This window comes from Pseudomonas sp. 15C (assembly GCF_055484735.1).
This window is the reverse complement of sequence record NZ_JBUDGD010000074.1, coordinates 1-21,538: the sequence shown is the minus strand read 5'-3', so window position 1 is coordinate 21,538 and position 21,538 is coordinate 1. Positions and strand designations below refer to the sequence as shown.

Here is a 21,538-nt window from a genome sequence, read left to right as displayed (position 1 = left end):
GACTCCGCAAAGGTCGCCCAGAGACTCAGGTCGACAACAGACACCATGCTCCTGCCCAGTTGGCTTCAGCATTTACGCAAGAAAGACCTCTGTACTCGTGGTGAAAAAACGCGAACCCTACGGAGATGCCCTGACACCATCCCCTTTCACATAACCAGTAATGTTTATAAATCGGCATACGCCCATAAACCGTGATCAAAGCATTGACGGCTGCGGTTGAAACCGGGAAACCACGGAGCGAAGACATCCATTTGACGGCTTGATCGTGATTCATGCTGGTGTCATTGATCGCCAAGTAATACACATTGCTGACGTTAACGGTGTAGGACAGGGACTCACGGTTTTGGTCCGTTACAGTGATGATGGCGGTGCCATTGCGGTTTCCAGTCACGACTCCAGCTTGAGTTACAGAGACGATTCCAGGTGCGCTGGAGGCAAAAATGTAGGGCCCGGTTCCGCCCACTGGAGACCTTGTGGCGACATTACCTGGAATCGAACCATACACAGGCCATGAAGGGTATTTGATGGCGAATGCCGACAGCGGCATTGGTGTTGTATCCATCGACAGTGGCAATGTCGATTTAACAAGGTATTTTCGGGTTGGAAATTTAACTTTGGACCTTTCTTCAGGCAGACCTGAAAAGCTAACCCAGAATGAGATAGTCAACTCGGACAGGTGCTTGAGCGTTTGAAGCCATTCGAGCGGTAGTGGATGTTCATAGCCCTCGCTAGAGGTGACTCGCATGCCGACGACGTATTCCGATATCACTTTATTACCGGCTTCATTAGTGCCCTCCAGCGTCACCCAGACAAGATGGGTGGTATTTTGATGGAGCCATGCAGGCACTACAAACACGTCAGCGGCTTGAAGATTTTTAACTTCCAGTTCGGACGTTGTTACATTCGCTACGGTTATTGTCGGAAAACGAGGGTCTTCCGACGGCACGGCAGCAATCGCGACCTTCGTCGTCGGTGAGGAGGCGATTCTTTCTCCATTGCTCCACAAGTTCCAGAAGAGGCTGATTTCCTCTCCTTGATGACGAAGCAGGAAATCGCGTCCAAGTAGCCAATTGATACGTTTGTTATTGTTGAATGGCAGTCGTGGGAAGGCAGGGGCGCCGGGTGAGGCATTTTGCTGCCTCAGCCGGCCCATCTGACCGTCTTGAGCTCCCAGATATTCCGCCCGCATGAGCGGACTGCCTTCCAGCGGGTCAATCGGTCCTTGGGGCACTTGTGTCGGTGCATTGATCTTGATGACTTTCTTTGCACTGATCTGCAGTTTCAGCAGGTCGGATGACACTGTGGCCTTCCCGGAGTTTTTGATTTCACATTTCACCCACAAAGGGCTATCGGCGTATGGGGCGACGAACTTTCCCTCAATCTGGAAGGTAATCGGCAGTTTCTCGTCAATAATGATTTGTTGAAAAATGTGAAGAATCGTCGTGCCCGCTTCGCTAAGGGTTTGCCAGTAACAAAGGGCTGTGGCATTCGGTTTCAAAGGCCAGAACCTGGCAAACTCCACCGACACCAAAGGCGCATCTTCCGGTATCTCACCATCGGTAGTCCGTGGGGTGACAGTGGGCAAACCCAACGGGCTGGATGTGCCAGTGACCAGTGCATGAGCGGGTTTCGATTGCTGGGGGTCGGGGCCGTTAGTCACGGTAAAGGATGCAATCAAATCCCCGCCGATTGCGTTTCGGATGAATTCATTTGGTATATCGAAAATCTCTGTTCTGCCAGATTTGATCCGCGTCTTGCTGTCGGTATAGATAATAGCTTCAGCAGTACCTGTATGCCCCTCTAGTGTCAGGTCGATCCGGTCTCCGATGTCAAAGACAGCGCTCGCGGTCACTGTCGTGCCCAAATCCTGCAGCAAGTCGTGATTCAGAACGTTTTTTGTATCGGCATCATCCCAGAAAGGGGCCGCCAGCAAAAAAACGCCTGGTATCACCTTCAGGTGGGTGGAAGGTGACCACTTGCTGTAGTTTTCTACAATATCATGCACCGACCAGCTTACCGGCAAATTGTCGGTCTTCGCGAGTTTGCTCAGATCTTTAGTCGTGATTTCAATTAAGACGTCTCCAAGTGAGGAAATTGTCGTTTCGATGAGCAAAGGTCCAAAGGCCACTGTGACTTTGTCGCCGATGCATTGATTGGGATATTGCGCAATCCCCACCCACGTACCATTTTCAATAACGGTCTGGTCGATAACCAGATCCGCGACTATCGGCTTGGTCATCGCCTCATTTTTTGCACTACTGGCATCGGGATCCTGTGGGCCGGGTGGCGGATATTTATAAAGCACCTCTACAGTTGGGGACTCGTTCGAGTTACCACTCAAACGTTTTACAACAATCTTTCCCTTCAAGCTGTTCAGCGAATTTGGCGGGAAGCTGAACTCCAGGTCATCCAGCGAAATGTAGAAAGAGATTAGCTGTGCCACCCCCTGATCGTTGAAGTGTGCGCCAGTTACCTCGATTTCAGCGACTGGAAGTGGATGGGGATCAAGGTGAACGTAAATAATGTCGCCGCTACTCATATCCAGGTAAGGAAAAATCCAGGCGAGTAATCCGCTAATGTCGCCCTTCGCCATGGCTACGTTGATACCCATCGCCCCGTTCGGCTGCGGTTTATGGTTTGTGATGTAAAACGGCGAAAGACTTAACACCCCTATACCGTCGGGTGGCGGAGGGAATATCTGAACTTGCTCATTCGACGAGGATTCTGACGGGGCGACCGTACTGTTCATATCTATGCACCTTCGTAAGAGATGCCTATAGAAACGGGCACCGTTGACGAAGGATTAAAACCGGGAAGTTTTGGATTGCCTACTGTCAACTCTGACAGGTCGCGGCGTGTTTCGGATGAATGGCAACATTAATGACGCGTTGTGATTCACGTTTTGCGCAACGTCTTCTGCCGCAGAATATAAACCGTCACCAGCACCGCACTGGTCAACATGAACCCGCGTGCCCACAGCAGCGGCACCAGGTAGCATGAAAACAGAATGCTCGCCCACATCAGCCCGATCGCGTAGACCTTGGCCTTGAGCGGAATACCGTTGCCGTCGAGATAATCGCGAATCCATGGCCCGAGCCGTGGGTGCTCGACCAGCCATTGGTAGAAACGCGGAGAGCTGCGCGCAAAGCAGGCCGCGGCCAGCAGGAGGAAAGGGGTGGTGGGCAGGACCGGCAGGAAAATGCCGATCACCCCCAATGCCACGCTGAGCCAGCCGACGGCCAGCAGGATGTAGCGCAACATCAGGGAGCGGTTGCCTATGGGATTTTCCATAGGCCGGATCTTAGTGGTGACGTGGCTTGAGGATGGCCGGTTTTTCGTCGGGCGCGTGGCACAGCAGGTACAGCGCGGTCAGGGCTTCCGGGATCTGTACGATCATGTCGTCCATCAGATTGGCGTCCTTGGCGATGTCTTCGAATTCCGGCTGTTCGTCGAACAGACCAGAACCGACCATGATCGGCAGGAGCATTTCGCTGACTTCTTCCTCGGCGGTTTCGAACCAGGCGGCTTCACGCAGGAACACACCTTCCATGAAACCGATGCACCAGCCGCGCAGTTCGGAATCGTCCGGCTCATCACCGAGGTCCAGTTCGCAAGGCAGTTCGAATTCTTCATCGGACGCCAGTTGACGGGCGATGTGCGCCTTGAGGCCGATCAGCGTGGCTTCGATCTCTTCGCGCTGGGCTTCGCTGCTGTAGTGCGGCTCTTCAGCGAACAGGGCGTCGATCCATTCACGCTCCGGCACATCCTCGGAGCAGATCGACAGCGCGGTCAGGTAACCGTGGGCGGCCACATAATCCAGCGCCTCGTCGTGCAGCTCGTCGGCGTCAAGGAAGACTTGCAGGCGGGTCAGTTGCTCAGCGAAGGACATTACGGGGCTACCTTGGGGAATAAACAATGCGGGAATTCTAGGCCTTCTTGCGCGCTCAAGCCAGCCGCCTGGCAGATTTGCCGCCAGTTACACAAAACCCTGCAGGAGTGAGCCTGCTCGCGATAGCGGTGGATCAGGCACGTTATTGCCGGATATGCCACCGGCATCGCGAGCAGGCTCACTCCTGCAGGATCCGTGAAAGGCACAATGGGCAGTGTCTTATCAGCGGCACCCTGCGCAGGAGAGGCCTCGGGTATACTGCCGCGTTTTGCGCTCCCTGCCCGCATCTTGCTGGCCATGCAACGGCTTCTTACCTTTTGTTTAAGCAGTCGCGGCTGTTCTGACTCAGCCTGAGCAGGGATGTACCGGTAGATTTTTGGAGTTTTTATGCTCGAACAGGCTCAACGCGTCCTCAAGGACATCTTCGGCTACGATAGTTTCCGTGGCCGTCAGGGTGCAATCATTGAGCGTGTGGCCAGCGGCGGTGATGCGCTGGTCCTGATGCCTACCGGTGGCGGCAAGTCCCTGTGCTTCCAGGTCCCGGCGCTGCTGCGCGACGGCCTGGCGGTGGTGGTGTCGCCGCTGATCGCGCTGATGGACGATCAGGTTGCCACGCTCGAAGAACTGGGTGTGGCGGCCGCTGCGCTGAACTCGACCCTGAGCGCCGAGCAACAACGCGATCTCGCCGCGCGGATCAAACGCGGCGAAGTGAAGATGCTCTATCTGGCGCCCGAGCGTCTGGTCCAGCCGCGCATGCTGGCGTTCCTGCAAAGCCTGGAAATTGCCCTGTTCGCCATCGACGAAGCGCACTGCGTGTCGCAGTGGGGCCACGATTTCCGCCGCGAATACCTGCAACTCGGCCAATTGGCGGAGCTGTTCCCTAACGTTCCGCGCATCGCCCTCACTGCCACCGCCGACAAGCGCACCCGCGAAGAGATTGTCGATCGCTTGCACCTGCAGAACGCCGAACGCTTCCTGTCGAGCTTCGACCGTCCGAACATCTTCTATCGCATCGTGCCCAAGGAGCAGCCGCGCAAGCAATTGCTGGCGTTCCTTGCCGAGCGGCGCAGCGATGCCGGTATCGTTTATTGCCTGTCACGCAAGAAAGTCGAGGAAGTTGCTGCATTCCTCAGCGAGCAAGGCTTCCCGGCGCTGCCGTATCACGCCGGTCTGCCCAATGATCTGCGCGCCTATCACCAGAAGCGCTTCCTCAACGAGGAAGGCCTGATCATGGTCGCTACGGTGGCGTTCGGCATGGGCATCGACAAGCCCAACGTGCGTTTCGTCGCGCACCTCGACCTGCCGAAATCCCTTGAGGCCTATTACCAGGAAACCGGTCGCGGCGGCCGTGACGGTTTGCCGGCGGATGCGTGGATGGCCTACGGTCTGCAAGACGTGGTGATGCTCAAGCAACTGCTGCAGAACTCCGAAGGCGACGAACGGCACAAGCGTCTGGAGCAGCACAAGCTCGACGCCATGCTTTCGCTGTGCGAGGAAACCCGCTGCCGGCGTCAGACTCTGCTGGCCTATTTCGACGAAGACATGCCCGAGCCGTGCGGGCATTGCGACAACTGCGTCGATGGCGTGCAGACCTGGGACGCCACCGAGCCGGCGCGTCAGGCGTTGTCGGCGATTTTCCGCACTGGTCAGCGCTACGGCGTCGGGCATCTGGTCGATGTCCTACTGGGCAAGGACAACGAGAAAGTCCGCAGTTTCGGTCACCAGCATCTGTCGGTGTACGGGGTCGGCAAGGCCCTGAGCGAGAGCGATTGGCGCTCGCTGTACCGCCAGTTGGTGGCGCGCGGTCTGGCGGATGTCGATCACGAGGGTTATGGCGGTCTGCGCTTGAACGACAGTTGCCGGCCGTTGCTCAAGGGCGAAGTGACGCTGGAGCTGCGTCGCGATCTCAAACCGCAAGCCACCGCCAAAACCGCCAGCAAGAGCCCGGCCAGCCAACTGGTGCGCGGCGAAGAGCGCGAACAGTGGGAAGCCCTGCGCGCGCTGCGGCGCAAACTGGCCGAAGAACATGGCGTGCCGCCGTACGTCATCTTCCCCGATTCGACCTTGCTGGAAATGCTCCGCAGCCAGCCCACCTCGCTGGCGGAAATGGCCCGGGTCAGCGGCGTCGGCGCGCGCAAGCTGGAACGCTACGGCGATGCCTTCCTCGAAGTGCTCGGCGGCGCGGCCGAGGCGCCGAAACCGGTCGCCGACGTACGCCACGAACTGATCACCCTGGCCCGCGCCGGCATGACGCCATTGCAGATTGCCGGGCAGTTGCAGTGCTCGGAGAAGAACGTCTACACGATGCTCGCCGAAGCGATCGGCAAGCAGCAGTTGTCACTCGAGCAGGCGCTGGATCTGCCGGAAGAGCTGATGGGTGAGGTGCAGGACGCGTTTCTTGATGGGGAGGGCGAATTGCCGTCGGTTGCCGAGGTGGCAGAGCTGTTTGCCGGGCGGGTTCCGGAAGGTGTGCTTTATTGCGTGCGGGCTGCGTTGCAGTCTGAATTCGAGATGTAATCAGGCCCCTTACCCCTCATCCCTCACCCCAGCCCTCTCCCAGAGGGAGAGGGGGCCGACCGCGATGTCTGGCGTCATACATCGACCTGAACGCTCGAGTCGATTATGGATTCAGCAAAGCTTTGCCAGATCGGCGAATTTCTGAAGCATCCCCGTATCGGTCCCCTCTCCCTCTGGGAGAGGGCTAGGGTGAGGGGCTTTTGATCTTCAAGCAGTTGTAACGATTCAGTACAGACCGCCACTTGCCTATAACTGCCGCCCATGCTTAGCTGACTAATAATTAGATTTTCCGTATTTTCAGTCTATCCGTGAGTGTTTTATGCCGTTAACCGATCAACACCGCTTTGGCATGCAACTGGCCCATATGTCCCGTGGCTGGCGTGCCGAACTTGACCGTCGACTGGCCGGGCTGGGGCTGTCCCAGGCGCGCTGGCTGGTGCTGCTGCACCTGGCACGGTTCGAAGAGGCACCGACCCAACGTGAGCTGGCGCAGAGCGTTGGAGTGGAAGGGCCGACGTTGGCGCGCTTGCTCGATAGTCTGGAAACCCAAGGCCTGGTGCAACGTCAATCGGTGATGGAAGACCGCCGGGCGAAAAAAATCGTCCTCTGCGCACCGGCCCTGCCGTTGATCGAACAAATCGAAACCATTGCCACGCAACTGCGACGCGAGTTGTTCGATGGCGTCGACGAGGCGGACCTGAAGGTGTGCATGCGCGTTCACGCGCACATTCTGGGCAACCTGGAAAAGTCTTGAGGCACATCCACGTGCCGATTCTTGGAGAGATCGCGCTGAGCCGACTATAAGAACTACTGGGCAATATCGTGTTCGTACCGGATGTGCGAACGCATAGAAGTCGGTTTTGCTTATTTAAGGGATGCTCATGCTCGCAAGTCGGCACGTGGTACTGCGCAGTGGCGCCAAATGGCTGCTGGTCGCTGGCGTATTCAGTCATTCGGCCTGGTCGATGGCGTTGGGGCTGGGTGACATCACCGTTCACTCAGCCCTCAATCAGCCGCTCAAGGCCGACATCGCCCTGGTTGACGTCGGTGGGTTGACGCAAAACGATCTGGCGGTGAGCCTCGCCACCGCGGACGAGTTCGCTCAGGCCGGGGTCGAGCGAGTGTTCTTTCTCAATGACCTCAAGTTCATTCCGATCCTGCGTGGTCAGCGCCAGATGATCCGGGTGACCTCAAGCAAACCGGTCAACGAACCCTTTCTGAATTTCCTCGTGCAGCTCAACCAGCCCAATGGGCGTTTGCTGCGTGAATACACCGTGCTGATCGACCCACCGGGTTCGCCGGGTATCGTGCCGGCGACCGATGAGCCGGACCCCCGTGCACAAGCCTCGGCATTTCCTACCGTTGAGCCCGTTACCGCGGCGCCACAGGCCGCTCAAGGCAAGCGCGAGACGGCGCCTGCGGCAGCGCCAGCACCGATCGATGACAGCAAAGAGCAATTGGCCGCCAGCGAATTGCTGAACCAGCAGTTGCAGAAAACCGTCGACGAATTGAACGCGAAGGTGCAAGCGCAGGATATACAGATTGCTGACGGCAAGAAGCAGGTCACTGACCTGCAGACGCGCTTGGCCGAGCTGCAAAAAGCCCCACCGCCCACCGTTATCGCGCCCACGCCCGCACCAGCGGTCACGCCGGTCGAGCCTGCCGAAGACGGTTTGAACTGGCCCTTGCTTGGCGCACTGATGCTCCTGCTCGGCGCTTTGGCGGCGCTGTTCGTGCGCAAGCATCGTCAACAGCGGCGACGAGACGGCGAACCGCTGCCGCAGATGGCACCCCTTGCCGAGCCGCCAGCCGACGCGATGGAAGCTGCCGAGCCTGTCGCAACTCAAGTCAACGCCGATCACCGCGAAGAGCCGACAGCCGGAGATGTGCTGGAGGCCGTGGGGATCTATCTCGCCTATGGCCGGCTCAACGAAGCGGCGGGACTCTTGCGTGATGCCCTGCACAAGGAGCCTGAACGCCTTGACCTCGGCCTGCAATTGCTCGAAGTGCTCGGGCGTCAGGGCGATAGCGCCGCGTATCAAGAGCAGGAAAATCACTTGCGCGAACTCGGTGTGGACGAACAGCCGTTACGCGAAACGCGCGCGCGCCATCCGAAACTGATCAACGCCGCGCCGCTGGCACCTGTATTGCCGATTGTCGGAGCCGCGCCTGTGGTAGCTGAACAATCGCCGCCCGAGCATGACTTCGAACTGAAGCTGGGCGAATTGTCGATGGAGTCCAGTTGGGACCTTGAAGACACCCGCCAGGCACCGTCAATCGAGAACGCCGACCTCGGCGCAGGGCTGGAAGTACTGCCTCAGGATTTCGAGCTGCCCGAACCTACGACCGGGGAAGAAGCGGAGCTTGAGTGGATTCCCGAACCGGATGCACAGCCGCTGGACGATGATTTTCTCAATGAGTTCGCTGATCCGAAGCCTTCGATAGTGCTCGAACCGCTGGATCTGCAGGCGCCTGAACCTGGTGCCTCGCAGAAGCTGGAGCAGGCGCAAACCTGCATCGACGACGGCGACATCGACAGTGCAATCGCACTGCTCAATGAATTGCTCAAAGAGGGCGATGAACCGCTGAAGCAAACCGCACGCACGTTGTTGGCGGGAATTCGCTGATCTCTGACCTGTTTGTGGTGCGGCTGACTCCGCCATCGCGAGCAGGCTCACTCCTGCATGTGGAATGCATTCCCCTGTAGGAGTGAGCCTGCTCGCGATAGCGGATTGTCAGACCAAACCACTAGAACGTCTGCCCCAGATTCAGATACACCGCCTGCTCATCCGCATCATTCAAGCCATAACTGAAATTCAACGGCCCCAGTGGCGTATCAAAACCAATGAACACGCTGGCCGCATTGATGTAGCCGCTGTCGAATTCATTGTCGTTGTTCCACGCCCGACCGCGTTCCAGCGAGGCGCCGGCATACAACGGGAAGTCCAGCGGCAGATAGGCGCGAGGCGTCAGGCGACGGTAGAACACCGCGCGCATCAGGCTGATGTTCTGCCCGGAAATCGCGTCTTCGCGGAAGCCCGACAGCTGCCGCGCACCGCCAAGCAGGAAGCTCGACGTCACCACATTGGCGTCGTTGAGCGTGCGTCCATAGCGCCCGCCGAGGATCAGCGTGTCCGGCCCATGGCTCATGGCTTTATCGATCTTGAAATCCCACTGCCGATAACGCGTATCCGAACCGAGCCCCGGCTCGTACTGCACCAGGGTCAGGCTGATGTCCTTGCCCTCGTGGGGGAAATAGACGTTATCCAGCGAATCGTAGGAATACTTCAGCGCATAGAAACCTTCGTTGAAGTTTTCACTCGGCAGATCCTGATCACCAATTCGCACATCGGCCTTGCCCCAGGCTTCGCCGACGCCGAAGCGCACTTCGCCGTTGTTGCCGATCTGGCGCCCCAGGTTGAGGCCAAAACCGTAGCGCTCGACGCGATATTGCGCGATCGGGTCGTTATCCAGCACCGAATCGACGTTCTGCGCTTCGAACGACGCGTACGGCGCGACGAAATACCGCGAGCCAACGTCCAGCGGTTGATAGAACTCGCTGTACAGCTCCTGTTTATCGCCGATCTGCGCGCGGGTCAGCCATTCCGCGCCGAGGCGGTTGATGCCATTGACGCGGTAGCTGGCGCCGAGATTGAAGGCGCTGTCACCGCGCATGTCGTCCGACAGGTTGAGGCCAACGCGCAAATAATCGGTACCGCTGCGTTTGCCGCGGGCGCTGATCACGAGGGTGTGATCGTCGCCCTTGTGCACCACGCGGTATTGCACCTGTTCGAAATAGTCGAGGCCGTACAGCGTGCCCATGTCCGAGTGCAGACGGCCCAGGTCCAGCGGCTCACCGATGTGCTGGCGGATGTAATAGCGGATCACATCGTCATCGACTTTCGAGTCGTTCTCGACGCGGATCGCGGTGATGATCGGCGTGCGCTGGCCGGGTGAGCGCGCAGCGTTGAGTTCGGCGTCCTGGGATTGCGTGGGTTTGAGCACGGCGAGGCGCTTGTCGAGGATGCGCGTCGCGCGATAACCGGCGTCGATCATCTCCTGCGTCTTGCCGAAATCGGTCACGCCGTAGGCGGCCAGTGCCGGCTGGATCAGTACATCGGTGGCTTTCAGCGCAGCCAGTTGTTCTTCGGAGTTGCTGCGGGTCATCAGGGTGATCGACTGATTCAGCACGTCGACCACCGTGGCCAGTTGCTTGCGATTGCGCAGCGGCGTACCGATGTCGACCACGATGGCTACGTCGACGCCCATTTGCCGCGCGACATCGAGCGGAATGTTGTCGGTCATGCCGCCGTCCACGAGCAGCCGGCCGTCGAGTTCGACCGGGGCGAACACCGCCGGGATCGACATGCTGGCGCGGATCACCTGGGGCAAATGACCTTTGCGAAACACCACTTTTTCGCCATTGGCAATGTCGGTGGCGACAGCGCGGAAGGGGATTGGCAGCTTGTCGAAGTCGCGGGTATCACTGGTATGCGCCAGCAGGCTTTCCAGCAGCAGCGCCAGGTTCTGGCCCTGGATCACCCCCAGCGGCAGGCCGAGGCTGCCGTCGTCGCGGAAGCTGAGTTTCTGTTTGACCAGAAAATCACGGTCGTCCTGTTTGCGCCGGAACGGCACGTCTTCACGCGGTGGCGCGTCGGACAGCGCCGCTTGCCAATCGATGCTCAAGGCGAGTTTTTCCAGCTCATCGACCTTGTAGCCCGAGGCGTACAAGCCGCCCACGACGGCGCCCATGCTGGTGCCGGCGATCGCGTCGATCTTGATGCCCTGTTCTTCCAGGGCCTTGAGCACGCCGATGTGCGCCAGCCCGCGTGCCGCGCCGCCGGACAGCACCAGACCGATTTTCGGTCGCGGCGCTTCGCTGGCATGAACGAACAGGGGCAGGAAACCAAGCAGCAGGCAGAACAGCAGACGGCGCATTGTGAGTCTCGGGGCAAGCGATAAAGCCGGCTATTATAGCGGCGCCCTCTGTCTCAGGAGTTTCAGCGAACATGACTGTCGCAAAAGCAGAAGTTGTCATCACTTATTGCACGCAATGCCAATGGCTGCTGCGCGCCGCGTGGCTGGCGCAGGAACTTCTCAGCACCTTCGGCGACGATCTCGGCAAAGTGTCACTGGTGCCGGGCACCGGCGGGATATTCCACATCAGTTGCGATGGTGTGCAGATCTGGGAGCGCAAGGCCGACGGCGGTTTTCCCGAGGCCAAGGTGCTCAAGCAGCGGGTCCGCGACCGGATCGATCCGCAACGCGACCTCGGCCACAACGACCGCACTCAGTGAGAGGCGGCCTCGGCAGCGACGGCTTTCTTCTCGGCATGCCCGGACATCCGCGCTGAGACGACGATGGCAACAATGATCAGCGTACCGCCCAGCAGCATTCTCGGCGTCGGGTTCTCATCGAACAGCAGCCAGGCGATGGTGATGCCGTAGACCGGCTCCATGGCGAACACCACCGCCGCCGTGCGCGCCTTGATCACCGCCAGACTGGCAACGAACAGACTATGCGCAACCCCGGTGCAGAACACCCCGAGCAGGGCGATCCAAAACCAGTCCAGCGCGCGCACTGCGCTCAGTTGCGGCGCCGCGACCGGCAGCAGACACAGCGCCACCACGACGTTCTGGCACAACGCCGCCTGCACCGCTGGAATCCGTCCGGAACTGGCGCGGTTGGTCAGCGACAACAGCGAAAACAGCAGGCCCGACAGTACCGACCAGAGCAGACCGATGGTCGCGCCACTGCCCAGATCGAAGGCCGGGGTGACCAGAATCAGGCCAACACTGACCAGCAGCACCAGCAGCATCTCGTTGGCGCGGATGCGTTCGCGAAAGATCAGCCCTTCGAGAATCACCGTGAATGCCGGAAAACTGGCGAAGCCCAACGTCGCGATGGCCACGCCGGCAACTTTCACCGAGAGGAAAAAACTCACCCAGTGCCCGGCCAGCAATACGCCGCTGAGCGCGAGGCGACGCCAATCGAGCGCCTGCAGTTTCCGCCAGCCGTGCTGACTGGCGAACCGGGCAAAGAAGGCGAGGGCGAGTACGGCGAACGCGGCGCGACCGAAGACGATCACCGCGGGCGAGGCGGCAGCGAGTTTGCCGAACACACCGGTCAGGCCAAACATCAAAGCGCCAATGTGCAGAGCGCCGAGGGCGGTACGCGGAGTCATTGCAATCCTTTTATCTCAAATACGTGGGACTTTGATCGTTCCCACGCAGGAGCGTGGGAACGATCAATCATCTGCGGCAGCTATTGCATTGAACCGCGGATTGCCCGGCAAATCTGTCGGCAGGCTAGCGACTTTTGTCGCAGGAATCGCGGCGCAACTGACGCGGAGACGCGCCGAACTCACGCAGCACCGCAGCAGAAAACGCACTCTGCGAGGCATAGCCGACGCGGCTGGCGATTTCGCCGATCGGCAGCGGCGTGTCGCGCAACCATTGCACCGCCAGATGCAGGCGCCGACTGCGAATGTAGTCCATCGGCGTCTGCCCGCATTCGGCCATAAAGCGTGCGTGCAGACGTGCGCTGGACAACCCGGCGACCCGCGCAAGATCGGCGACTTGCAGCGGATAAGCGGCGTATTGCTCGATATGCGCATCCAGCGCGGCATAAGGCAGGCGGCGGGCAGCGAGTTCGGCAGGCCGCGCGTGGTTCAGACTGGCCAGCAGCAACACCGCGCCTTGCTGCGCAATCAACGGATCGGCGACCGGGCTGTTTGCCAGCCAACTGACCAACTGGCTTTGCCCCGCATCCAGCGACAACCGGCCCGGCTGATCGAGCAAGCGGCGACTGGCGTCGGCATGCTCACCGAGCGAGTCCGTCAGCCATCCTCCGTCGGGAACATCCAGCACCAGACACCGGCTACCGCTGGGGCTGCCACAAGCGTGATGGGCGCCGGAGGGGATCACCACAAAACTCTGCTGGCGCACTTGGCTGCCACAACCTTCGACTTCGAAATCCAGCGCACCGGAAAGCCCGAATACCAATTGTGCGTGGTCGTGGCTGTGCACGATCAGCTCGCGGGTGTAGTGACGCAGGGTGAGGATCGGTCGCATGGCAGGCAGTCTCCGCAGTGGTCGCCAGTCTACACCGACGTCGCCAGGATGCGTTGTCACACGACTGACTTGCGCTTGTCATGGTCGATTCACCGGGCCGGTGCACGATGGCGAAAACATCGCAGAGGGTTGCCCATGACCAGCGCCGAGCTCGCCAGACCCAGCCGCAAGCAACGGGTGCGAACCCTGTGGATTTCCGACGTGCACCTGGGCACGCGCGATTGCCAGGCGGAACACTTGTCGAAGTTCCTCAAGGGTTACCACGCCGACAAGATCTATCTGGTCGGCGACATCATCGATGGCTGGAAACTGCGCGGCGGCATGTACTGGCCACAGGCGCACACCAATGTGATCCGCCGCCTGCTGACGATGAGCAAGCGCGGCACCGAAGTCATCTACGTCACCGGCAACCACGACGAATTCCTGCGCCGCTATTCAAAACTGATTCTGGGCAATATCCAGTTGGTCGACGAGGCGGTGCATGTCACCGCCGATGGGCGCCATCTGCTGGTGATTCATGGCGATCAGTTCGACGTGATCACCCGTTATCACCGCTGGCTGGCCTTTCTCGGCGACTCCGCCTACGAATTCACCCTGACCCTCAATCGCTGGCTCAACCATTGGCGGGCGCGGTATGGCTATGGCTACTGGTCGTTGTCGGCGTACCTGAAACACAAGGTCAAAACCGCGGTGAGCTTCATCAGCGACTTCGAAGAAGCGATCGCGCATGAGTGCGTGAAGCGCGAGTTGCATGGCGTGGTCTGCGGCCACATCCACCATGCCGAGATTCGTAAGGTGGGCGAGGTGGATTACCTCAACTGCGGCGACTGGGTGGAATCGTGCACGGCGTTGATCGAGCACTGGGACGGCACGATCGAGCTGTACCGGCTGGCAGACGCGCAGGCGCGCGAGGCGCAGCTCAGGGCGGCCAAGGTCACCGAACTCGCCTGATTCTCGGGTGGTTGAGAGGGCCTAATCGCTGGCAAGCCAGCTCCCACAGGGTTCCTGGATGCACACTAAATGTGTGAGAGATCCAATTCTCTGTGGGAGCTGGCTTGCCAGCGATGGGGCCAGAACAAACAACATCAAACCGTGGTGTGTTCTTCCATTGCGGCCTTGTAAATCGAGTTCTTCGGCTGCGCAAACAGCCGCTCCATCATCGGCTCAAAGAAGCTCAGCGGCAGCGTGTCATACGCTGGATCAAATGCCGCCGCATCGTATCTGGCGCAGAACTCGGCGGTTGCCTGAAATTGCGGGTGCTCCTTGAATTGCTCGCGCAGGTGTCGATCCATGCCCAGGTGGTGGAAAAAGTAGTAACCCTGAAATACCCCGTGCTTCTCGACCATCCACAGATTTTCGGCGCTGACGAACGGCTTGAGAATCGCCGCAGCGATGTCTGGGTGGTTGTACGAGCCGAGGGTGTCGCCGATGTCGTGCAGCAGGGCGCAGACCACATATTCCTCATCGCGGCCATCACGAAACGCACGGGTCGCGGTTTGCAGTGAGTGGGTCAGGCGATCCACCGGAAAACCGCCGAAATCACCTTCGAGCAATTTCAGGTGCGTAACGATCCGCGCCGGCAGCTGTCTGGCATAAGCGCTGAAGTCAGCGGCGATGATCGCCCAGTCTTCTTCGGTGCCGTCCTTCATATGGGTAAAGCGGGCAGTGGCATTCACAGGCAGAGCTCCTTCAGAACGCTACGCGACCCAGAATCATGTCGCGGTACATGACGAAGTCACCGAGCAGGCTGTACAGCGGGTGCTGGAAAGTCGCCGGTCGGTTCTTTTCAAAAAAGAAATGCCCGACCCAGGCGAAGCTGTAGCCGGCCAGCGGCAGGGCCAGCAACAGCAGCCACGCGCCTTTGGCGATGGTCAGAGCGAGGATGAAAATCACCAGGCTGGTGCCGATGAAGTGCAGGCGCCGGCAGATGCTGTTGCTGTGCTCACTGAGGTAATAGGGGTAGAACTCAGCGAAGCTGTTGAATTGCTTTACGTTTTCCACGACTGCGATCTCTGTGGTTATTGTTCTGGCGACGAGTTGTGCGGCGGGTAGCCTATTTGAGTCTAGAGTGATCATGGGGGTGGGCCAGTGACAATCGGCGCCACTTTAGTATCCTTCGCAAATCGGGCCGTAACATGCAGCCCATCATGTATAAGAAAAACGCCATGAGCGAACGAACGACTTCTGCAAGCTGGGCGATGGGGATTGTCAAAGCGCTGGAGATGGACGGCCTGGATTGCCGGGTTCTGTTCAAGCAACTGGGGCTCGATTACGCAGCGCTGGATGATCCGGATGCGCGTTTCACGCAAGACTCCATGACCCGGCTCTGGCAACGCGCGGTCGACTTGTCCGGTAACCCGGCGATCGGCCTGAACATGGGCAAGGTGGTGCGACCGGCCTCGTTTCATGTCGCCGGTTATGCGCTGATGTCGAGCAATACCCTGGCCGAAGGTTTTCAACGGCTGGTGCGCTATCAGCGCATCATCGCCGAAAGTGCGGACCTGAGTTTTCGTTTGCTCGATGAAGGTTACGGGCTGATTCTGACCGTGCATGGCGATCACCTGCCGCCGACCCGGCAAAGCGCCGAAGCTTCGCTGGCCTGCGCACTGGCCCTGTGCGGCTGGCTCAGCGGGCGCCCACTGCACCCGGTCAAAGTGCTGCTGCAGGGCGATCAACCCGCCGACCTCGAACCGTATAAACAAGCCTTCCACGCGCCGCTGGTGTTCGGCGCGCCGTACGACGCGCTGATTTTCAAGCGCGCCGACATGGAAGCGCCGCTGCCCACCGCCAACGAAGCGATGGCGCTGTTGCATGATCGTTTTGCCGGGGAATATCTGGCGCGGTTTTCCGAGAGCCGCGTGACGCACAAGGCGCGGCAAGTGCTGTGCCGCTTGCTGCCGCAGGGCGAACCCAAGCGCGACACCGTGGCGCAGACCCTGCATCTGTCGCAGCGCACCTTGCAGCGTCGCTTGCAGGAGGAGGGCACCAGTTTTCAGCAATTACTCGACGACACTCGCCGCGAACTTGCCGAACAGTATCTGGCGCAACCGAGCATGACCTTGCTGGAAATCGCCTACCTGCTGGGCTTCGCCGACCCGAGCAATTTCTTTCGCGCCTTCCGCCGCTGGTTCGACACCACGCCCGGTGATTATCGGGCGCGGTTGCTGCAAGCGCCGAACGCGGTCAGTGACGCCAAAACGCCGGAATACACAGCACAAACACCGTAATGATCTCCAGTCGGCCGAGCAGCATGCCGGCCGACAGAATCCACTTGGCCGCATCCGGCAGGGTGGCGAAGTTGCCGGCCGGGCCGATGGTTTCGCCCAGTCCCGGGCCGACCCCGGACACGGTGCTCGCCGCGCCGGTCAGCGCGGTCATCCAGTCGACGCCGAGCAACGACAGCAGCAAGGCGATCACGCAAATGGTGATGGCGAAGAAGAACGAAAAAGTCAGAATCGAGCGCACGATCTCTTCGTCGAGGCGATGACCGTTGTACTTTTGCTTGATCACTGCCCGCGGGTGAATCAGCTGATTGAGGTTGGACTTGAGCAGGATATAGGCGACCTGAAAGCGGAAAATCTTGATCCCGCCCGCGGTCGAGCCGGAACAGCCGCCGACAAAGCCCAGGTAGAAAAACAACATCAGCGAAAAATTGCCCCACAGGCTGTAGTCGCCGAGGGCAAAACCGGTGGTGGTGACTATCGAGGTCACGTTCAGCGCCACGTGGCGCAGCGCTTCGAGCCAGTGCAGCTTGGTGGTCCACCAGTACCAGGTGCCGAGCACCAGCCACGTCACCAGCAACATCGCCAGCAGACCCTGCACCTGTTGATCGCGGATCAGCGCTTTGCGATTGCCGCGCAACGTCGCCACGTACAGGGTGAACGGCAGGCTGCCAAGGATCATCACCACGACCGCTACCCAATGCACCGCCGGCTGCGTCCATTTCGCCAGCGACTGGTCGGACGTGGAAAAACCGCCGGTGGAAATCGCCGACATCGCGTGATTGATCGCATCGAACGGGCTCATCCCCGCCCACCAGAACGCGAGGCTGCCGAGGATAGTGATGCCGACGTAAGCCGCCACGATCAGCCGCGCTACCATGTGTGAGCGCGGCATGACCTTTTCCGAGCGATCCGAAGATTCGGTCTGGAACAGGCGCATGCCGCCGATGCGCAGCAGCGGCAGAATCGCCACCGCCATGCCGATAAAGCCGATGCCGCCGATCCAGTGCAGCATCGAGCGCCACATCAGGATGCCCGGCGACATGGTGTCCAGGCCGTTAAGCACGGTAGAGCCGGTGGCGGTGATGCCCGACATGCTTTCAAAAAACGAGTCGGTGTAGCTGATGTGCTGGGTCAGCAGAAACGGCAGCGCGGCAAAAATGCACACCACCAGCCAGCTGCTGACGGTCAGCAGATACATGTCTCGCGGGCGCAGGTGAACGTGTTCCGGACGGCCGGGAATCACCAGTGCGAGGCCGGCGACGAAGGTGATCATGCTCGCCCAGAGGAAGGACGGCAGGTCGCTGGTGCGCTCGAAAATCACCAGGGTGGCCATCGGCACGACCATGGCCACAGCCAGGGTAATCAGGAAAATGCCGATGATGAAACCAATGGTCCGTAAGGTCGGCAACGCCATGAAATCCGCTCGGGCTGATGGAAGAAGGGCGCCATTCTACCTGCGGGGCAGGGCATGTAAACCGGCAGGCGCTGCACAGTTAAAGCTAGAATAGCCGCACATTTTTCAAAGGAGGTGGCCGATGCAGGCTCTCGACGCGTTGCTCAACCGTGTTTCCGTTCCCCGACTGGTCGAACCGGCCCCCACTGCCGAGCAGCGCGAAGCCCTGTTTGGCGCCGCCTTGCGCGCGCCGGATCACGGGCATCTGCAGCCGTATCGTTTCCTGACCGTCGAAGGCGCCGCGCGTGAGCAAATGGGCGAGTTGCTGGCCGAGGCTGCGCAAATGCAGACAGGCGAAGTCACCGAAGCGATGATCGACAAGGCCCGCAACGGCCCGCTGCGTGCGCCGCTGGTGGTGGTGGTGATTGCGAAATTGCAGGAACACGTCAAATACCCGAAGGCCGAGCAATTGCTCGCGGCCGGGTGCGCGGCGCACGGGATTTTACTGGCGGCGTATGCGCAGGGGATTGGTGCGGTTTGGCGGACTGGAGATCTGGCGTATTCCAGTCATGTGGCAAAAGGCCTGGGGTTGGCAGAAGGCGAAGAAGTCATCGCATTCTTGTACATTGGTACGCCGCAGAAAGAGCCGCGGGTGGCGGAGAAAGTTGATCTGGCTGAGTTTGTCAGTGCCTGGCCTGGTAAAGGCTAAAGATCAAAAGCACCCTCACCCTAGCCCTCTCCCAAAGGGAGAGGGGACTGATTGGGGGATGCTGTAGAGGTTCGCCGTCCTGAGTGATTTTCGCTGAATCCAGAATCGACTCAGACGCAGGACGTGTTGTTTTTGCGGATCCACAATCGACTCAGACGCAGGAAGTGTTGTTTCTGCGAATCCGGAGTCGACTCGGTTTATCAGGTCGACGTGGAACGTATGACACCTCGGTCAGCCCCCTCTCCCTCCGGGAGAGGGTTGGGGTGAGGGTGGCTCTTATGGCTGCACCACCGCACCCGGAACAAGCGGCAATTCCAGACTCGCCACAAACCCACCCTGCGGATGATTCGCCAATATCAGCGAGCCGCCATGCCGCTCCGCCGCCCGCTTGGCAATCGCCAGACCCAGCCCATGCCCGGCCGCTGTCTGCCCCGGCGCCCGGTAAAACGGCTCGCCCAATTGACTGAGATGCTCAGCCTGCACGCCCGGCCCGTGGTCGCGCACGCTGATGACAATTCGCTCGCCCTGACGCGAGGCCTGCAATTCAATCGGCTGCTCCGGCGGATTGAAGCGCTGAGCGTTGCGCAGCAGATTATCCACCGCATGCTCGATCATCGTCGGCCAGCCTTTCAGATGCAGTTGCTGCTCAGCTTCGAGACGCACGGTCTGTTCCGGCGAGCCCAGTTGCGCATCTTTCTGCAAGGCGCCGAGCAGCGCATTCAGGTCCACCTCTTCGGCACTGGCGTTGTCGGCATCGACCCGCGCCAGCACCAGAATTTCACTGATCAAGGCTTCCAGCCGATCGCATTCGCGGGTCAGCCGTGGCCAGAGTCTTTCCCGTTCTTGCGGATTCGCCCGTTCCGCCAGTGCCAGGGCAATGCGCAGCCGTGCCAGCGGCGAGCGCAATTCGTGGGAGACATCGCGCAGCAACTGGCGCTGGCTGCCGATCAGGCTTTGCAGACGCGCGCCCATACGGTTGAAGTCGGTGGCGAGGACGCCGAATTCATCGCGGCGGTTGGCCAGTTTGGCCAGGCTGTTCTGCTGGTAAGTGGTTTGCCCCAGATCATGCACCGCACCGCGTAAACGGCTGAGCGGTCGGGTGATCGAGAAAGTCACCAGCAGACTGAACAGGGTCAGCACCACCAGCGCGATGCCCAGCGCACTCAGCGGCCAGAGCAGGCTTTCGCGGTGCCACGCATCGAGTTCCGGGTGTGGTATGCGGTAGATGAACAGAAAAGTGTCACCGGTTTTTTCACTGGTGATTTCATCGGTCAGACGCCGCCACGGCAGGCGGCGGTCGTCGTTGTTCTGCCGTGCTTCGAACGCGGCGGCACGGCGCGGGAAGGTGCCGCGTACTACCGGGTCGCCGGTTTCATTGAGCACTTGAACGTCGATGTGATACTGGCGTTTGCGCTGTTCGAGGATGTCCTGCGCGGCTTCTTCGCCCTGGGCTTCGTAGGTTTGCGTCCATTCACTGGCCAGCGTATTGAGGCCGGGATGGCGGCTGAGAATCCACGCGTCCTGGTTGAGCATGTGCCCGAGCAGAATCGACAGCCCCGCGACCAGAGCAATGGCCAGCCAGAAACTCGCGAGAATACGCCAGAACAATGAACGCACAGAAACTCCTCAAACAACACAAAAACCAATGCAGGAGTGGGCCGGCTCGCGATGGCGGTGTATCAGCCAATTCATACTTGTCTGACACACCGCCATCGCGAGCAGGTTCACTCCTACATCTGGATCACTGAAAACAGGCCCGACGGCGTCAGCCGTCGGGCCCAGGGTCAAACCATTATTGCGCCTTTTGCGCCTGCTGCGCTTTCCACGCTTTGAACTCGGCCCATTCGGCGCGGCGTTCGGCGCGCTTTTTCTGGAGCTCGTCGAACTGCTTCTGTTGCTCCGGTTTCAGCAAGGCGCGGACATCCGACTCGGCTTTCTTGTGGTTGGCCGCGATCTCGTCCTTCATGGCTTTCTGGTCCGCCGGGGAAAGTTTCTCCAGGTACTTGTCGACCACTTGCTTACGCTCGTGCATCTGCTCGCCCATGATCTTGCGGATCTGCTCGCGCTGTTCGCGGGACAGGTCGAGCTGGCTGTACGGGCCCTTGCCGTGCATGCCACCGTGCATCTGACCCCCGTGGCGCGGACCGTCGAGCGGGCCACCCATCGGACCGCCATCCTGTGGCATGGCCATGGCCACGGTTGGCAGAGCGGCAGCGAACATCAGAGCGATAAGAGTCTTGCGCATGGTGTATCTCCTTGTCTCGTTCCCGGTACGTTCCGGATGAGTGCAGATTACGCAGATCAAGGTCAGCGGCGGTCAGTACAGCGTAAAGCTTGGGTAAAGACGATTTGTCATCGAGCTGACATACCCCGGGCGCTTGAAGATCAAAGCAACGTCAAAAGCCCCTCACCCTAGCCCTCCCGAAACGTCGGACCGCCCGTAGGGAGAGGGGACTGACCGCGGTGGATGCGAAAGCCACGCCGACCTGAAATACCGACTCGAACGCAAATTTCGAAGCCAGCGCAAATCGGCTCCCTCTCCCTCGGGAGAGGGCTGGGGTGAGGGGTAAAGCCACCACAAATCCCCAGCCGAACGCCATGCTTTTCACCACTCAACAATGAGCGTTAGCTCGAGTGCTCTTGATCTTGCCTAACCAGCGACATCGGAAGGCTGAGTGGAGGGATTGATCCGGGCGTGGGAGCGCAGCGACCGTACGACGAAGTCGTACACAG

18 protein-coding genes are annotated in these 21,538 nt (G+C 59.8%); 7 read left to right on the top strand and 11 right to left on the bottom strand.

Going from position 1 to position 21,538, the window contains the following annotated elements:
- Window positions 1–25: 25 nt before the first annotated feature.
- The 3 genes from ACYYKW_RS24250 to ACYYKW_RS24240 all read right to left on the bottom strand — a co-directional run bounded on the left by ACYYKW_RS24250 (window position 26) and on the right by ACYYKW_RS24240 (window position 3,889).
- A complete protein-coding gene (locus ACYYKW_RS24250) occupies window positions 26–2,749 on the bottom strand; it encodes a hypothetical protein (protein ID WP_464991373.1) in 2,724 nt (907 codons plus the stop codon).
- Window positions 2,750–2,895: 146 nt separating this feature from the next.
- The gene (locus ACYYKW_RS24245) at window positions 2,896–3,291 is read right to left on the bottom strand and encodes a YbaN family protein (protein ID WP_464991372.1); all 396 of its coding nucleotides are present in this window, start codon (window positions 3,289–3,291) and stop codon (window positions 2,896–2,898) included.
- A gap of 10 nt (window positions 3,292–3,301) precedes the next feature.
- Complete coding sequence (locus ACYYKW_RS24240) at window positions 3,302–3,889, bottom strand: UPF0149 family protein (protein WP_093103601.1); 588 nt, start codon at window positions 3,887–3,889, stop codon at window positions 3,302–3,304.
- A 387-nt stretch (window positions 3,890–4,276) separates the two neighbouring features.
- On the opposite strand from ACYYKW_RS24240, the gene recQ reads away from it, so the two are divergent.
- From recQ to ACYYKW_RS24225, 3 genes are all read left to right on the top strand, one after another.
- Entirely contained in the window at window positions 4,277–6,406 is a 2,130-nt protein-coding gene (gene recQ, locus ACYYKW_RS24235; RefSeq protein ID WP_090282293.1) for a DNA helicase RecQ, read from the top strand.
- Window positions 6,407–6,725: 319 nt separating this feature from the next.
- On the top strand, window positions 6,726–7,160 hold the full coding sequence (locus ACYYKW_RS24230) for a MarR family transcriptional regulator (RefSeq protein WP_090282294.1): 435 nt from the start codon (window positions 6,726–6,728) through the stop codon (window positions 7,158–7,160).
- Window positions 7,161–7,287: 127 nt separating this feature from the next.
- Window positions 7,288–9,033, top strand: coding sequence for a motility hub landmark protein FimV (locus ACYYKW_RS24225; protein ID WP_464991371.1), 1,746 nt, complete (start codon window positions 7,288–7,290; stop codon window positions 9,031–9,033).
- A gap of 121 nt (window positions 9,034–9,154) precedes the next feature.
- Here ACYYKW_RS24225 and ACYYKW_RS24220 read toward each other — a convergent pair whose 3' ends face one another.
- Complete coding sequence (locus tag ACYYKW_RS24220) at window positions 9,155–11,344, bottom strand: patatin-like phospholipase family protein (RefSeq protein WP_464991370.1); 2,190 nt, start codon at window positions 11,342–11,344, stop codon at window positions 9,155–9,157.
- A gap of 71 nt (window positions 11,345–11,415) precedes the next feature.
- Here ACYYKW_RS24220 and ACYYKW_RS24215 point away from each other — a divergent pair, with 71 nt between their 5' ends.
- A complete protein-coding gene (locus tag ACYYKW_RS24215; RefSeq protein WP_093103592.1) occupies window positions 11,416–11,703 on the top strand; it encodes an Rdx family protein in 288 nt (95 codons plus the stop codon).
- Here the strand turns inward: ACYYKW_RS24215 and ACYYKW_RS24210 are convergent.
- Together ACYYKW_RS24210 and ACYYKW_RS24205 are read right to left on the bottom strand one after the other, a co-directional pair.
- Window positions 11,697–12,590 carry a DMT family transporter gene (locus ACYYKW_RS24210; protein ID WP_464991369.1) on the bottom strand — a complete coding sequence of 298 codons (894 nt, stop codon included), beginning with the start codon at window positions 12,588–12,590 and terminating at the stop codon, window positions 11,697–11,699. The two genes, ACYYKW_RS24215 and ACYYKW_RS24210, sit on opposite strands and share 7 nt — an antisense overlap.
- A 124-nt stretch (window positions 12,591–12,714) precedes the next feature.
- Entirely contained in the window at window positions 12,715–13,479 is a 765-nt protein-coding gene (locus ACYYKW_RS24205) for an AraC family transcriptional regulator (RefSeq protein ID WP_336355144.1), read from the bottom strand.
- A 135-nt stretch (window positions 13,480–13,614) separates the two neighbouring features.
- Between ACYYKW_RS24205 and ACYYKW_RS24200 the strand changes: the two genes are divergently transcribed.
- Window positions 13,615–14,430 carry a UDP-2,3-diacylglucosamine diphosphatase gene (locus tag ACYYKW_RS24200; RefSeq protein ID WP_090282299.1) on the top strand — a complete coding sequence of 272 codons (816 nt, stop codon included), beginning with the start codon at window positions 13,615–13,617 and terminating at the stop codon, window positions 14,428–14,430.
- A 134-nt stretch (window positions 14,431–14,564) separates the two neighbouring features.
- On the opposite strand, the gene ACYYKW_RS24195 is transcribed toward ACYYKW_RS24200, so the two are convergent.
- Window positions 14,565–15,155, bottom strand: coding sequence for an HD domain-containing protein (locus tag ACYYKW_RS24195; RefSeq protein WP_336355145.1), 591 nt, complete (start codon window positions 15,153–15,155; stop codon window positions 14,565–14,567).
- A 13-nt stretch (window positions 15,156–15,168) separates the two neighbouring features.
- Window positions 15,169–15,480 carry an Mpo1-like protein gene (locus tag ACYYKW_RS24190; protein WP_464991368.1) on the bottom strand — a complete coding sequence of 104 codons (312 nt, stop codon included), beginning with the start codon at window positions 15,478–15,480 and terminating at the stop codon, window positions 15,169–15,171.
- Between the two features lie 164 nt (window positions 15,481–15,644).
- Here ACYYKW_RS24190 and ACYYKW_RS24185 point away from each other — a divergent pair, with 164 nt between their 5' ends.
- The gene (locus ACYYKW_RS24185; RefSeq protein ID WP_203421175.1) at window positions 15,645–16,706 is read left to right on the top strand and encodes an AraC family transcriptional regulator; all 1,062 of its coding nucleotides are present in this window, start codon (window positions 15,645–15,647) and stop codon (window positions 16,704–16,706) included.
- Here the strand turns inward: ACYYKW_RS24185 and ACYYKW_RS24180 are convergent.
- Window positions 16,663–18,117: a TrkH family potassium uptake protein gene (locus tag ACYYKW_RS24180; RefSeq protein ID WP_464991367.1), complete on the bottom strand. Its 1,455-nt coding sequence runs from the start codon at window positions 18,115–18,117 to the stop codon at window positions 16,663–16,665. The genes ACYYKW_RS24185 and ACYYKW_RS24180 overlap by 44 nt on opposite strands.
- A 121-nt stretch (window positions 18,118–18,238) precedes the next feature.
- Between ACYYKW_RS24180 and ACYYKW_RS24175 the strand changes: the two genes are divergently transcribed.
- On the top strand, window positions 18,239–18,805 hold the full coding sequence (locus ACYYKW_RS24175) for a nitroreductase family protein (protein WP_464991366.1): 567 nt from the start codon (window positions 18,239–18,241) through the stop codon (window positions 18,803–18,805).
- 276 nt (window positions 18,806–19,081) lie between these two features.
- On the opposite strand, the gene ACYYKW_RS24170 is transcribed toward ACYYKW_RS24175, so the two are convergent.
- Together ACYYKW_RS24170 and ACYYKW_RS24165 are read right to left on the bottom strand one after the other, a co-directional pair.
- Window positions 19,082–20,422, bottom strand: a complete 1,341-nt coding sequence (locus ACYYKW_RS24170) for a sensor histidine kinase (protein ID WP_464991365.1) — start codon at window positions 20,420–20,422, stop codon at window positions 19,082–19,084.
- Between the two features lie 175 nt (window positions 20,423–20,597).
- Window positions 20,598–21,050 (bottom strand): Spy/CpxP family protein refolding chaperone, encoded by a 453-nt coding sequence (locus ACYYKW_RS24165; RefSeq protein WP_464991364.1) that lies wholly within the window; start codon window positions 21,048–21,050, stop codon window positions 20,598–20,600.
- Between the last annotated feature and the right edge of the window lie 488 nt (window positions 21,051–21,538).

What these genes read in the sequence shown, in the direction of transcription:
- ACYYKW_RS24245 (WP_464991372.1), bottom strand. Translation starts at nt 3,291, where the DNA reads ATGGAAAATCCCATAGGCAACCGCTCCCTGATGTTGCGCTACATCCTG.
- ACYYKW_RS24225 (WP_464991371.1), top strand. Translation starts at nt 7,288, where the DNA reads ATGCTCGCAAGTCGGCACGTGGTACTGCGCAGTGGCGCCAAATGGCTG.
- recQ (WP_090282293.1), top strand. Translation starts at nt 4,277, where the DNA reads ATGCTCGAACAGGCTCAACGCGTCCTCAAGGACATCTTCGGCTACGAT.
- ACYYKW_RS24205 (WP_336355144.1), bottom strand. Translation starts at nt 13,479, where the DNA reads ATGCGACCGATCCTCACCCTGCGTCACTACACCCGCGAGCTGATCGTG.
- ACYYKW_RS24215 (WP_093103592.1), top strand. Translation starts at nt 11,416, where the DNA reads ATGACTGTCGCAAAAGCAGAAGTTGTCATCACTTATTGCACGCAATGC.
- ACYYKW_RS24175 (WP_464991366.1), top strand. Translation starts at nt 18,239, where the DNA reads ATGCAGGCTCTCGACGCGTTGCTCAACCGTGTTTCCGTTCCCCGACTG.
- ACYYKW_RS24180 (WP_464991367.1), bottom strand. Translation starts at nt 18,117, where the DNA reads ATGGCGTTGCCGACCTTACGGACCATTGGTTTCATCATCGGCATTTTC.
- ACYYKW_RS24240 (WP_093103601.1), bottom strand. Translation starts at nt 3,889, where the DNA reads ATGTCCTTCGCTGAGCAACTGACCCGCCTGCAAGTCTTCCTTGACGCC.
- ACYYKW_RS24220 (WP_464991370.1), bottom strand. Translation starts at nt 11,344, where the DNA reads ATGCGCCGTCTGCTGTTCTGCCTGCTGCTTGGTTTCCTGCCCCTGTTC.
- ACYYKW_RS24200 (WP_090282299.1), top strand. Translation starts at nt 13,615, where the DNA reads ATGACCAGCGCCGAGCTCGCCAGACCCAGCCGCAAGCAACGGGTGCGA.
- ACYYKW_RS24210 (WP_464991369.1), bottom strand. Translation starts at nt 12,590, where the DNA reads ATGACTCCGCGTACCGCCCTCGGCGCTCTGCACATTGGCGCTTTGATG.
- ACYYKW_RS24250 (WP_464991373.1), bottom strand. Translation starts at nt 2,749, where the DNA reads ATGAACAGTACGGTCGCCCCGTCAGAATCCTCGTCGAATGAGCAAGTT.
- ACYYKW_RS24230 (WP_090282294.1), top strand. Translation starts at nt 6,726, where the DNA reads ATGCCGTTAACCGATCAACACCGCTTTGGCATGCAACTGGCCCATATG.
- ACYYKW_RS24185 (WP_203421175.1), top strand. Translation starts at nt 15,645, where the DNA reads ATGAGCGAACGAACGACTTCTGCAAGCTGGGCGATGGGGATTGTCAAA.
- ACYYKW_RS24165 (WP_464991364.1), bottom strand. Translation starts at nt 21,050, where the DNA reads ATGCGCAAGACTCTTATCGCTCTGATGTTCGCTGCCGCTCTGCCAACC.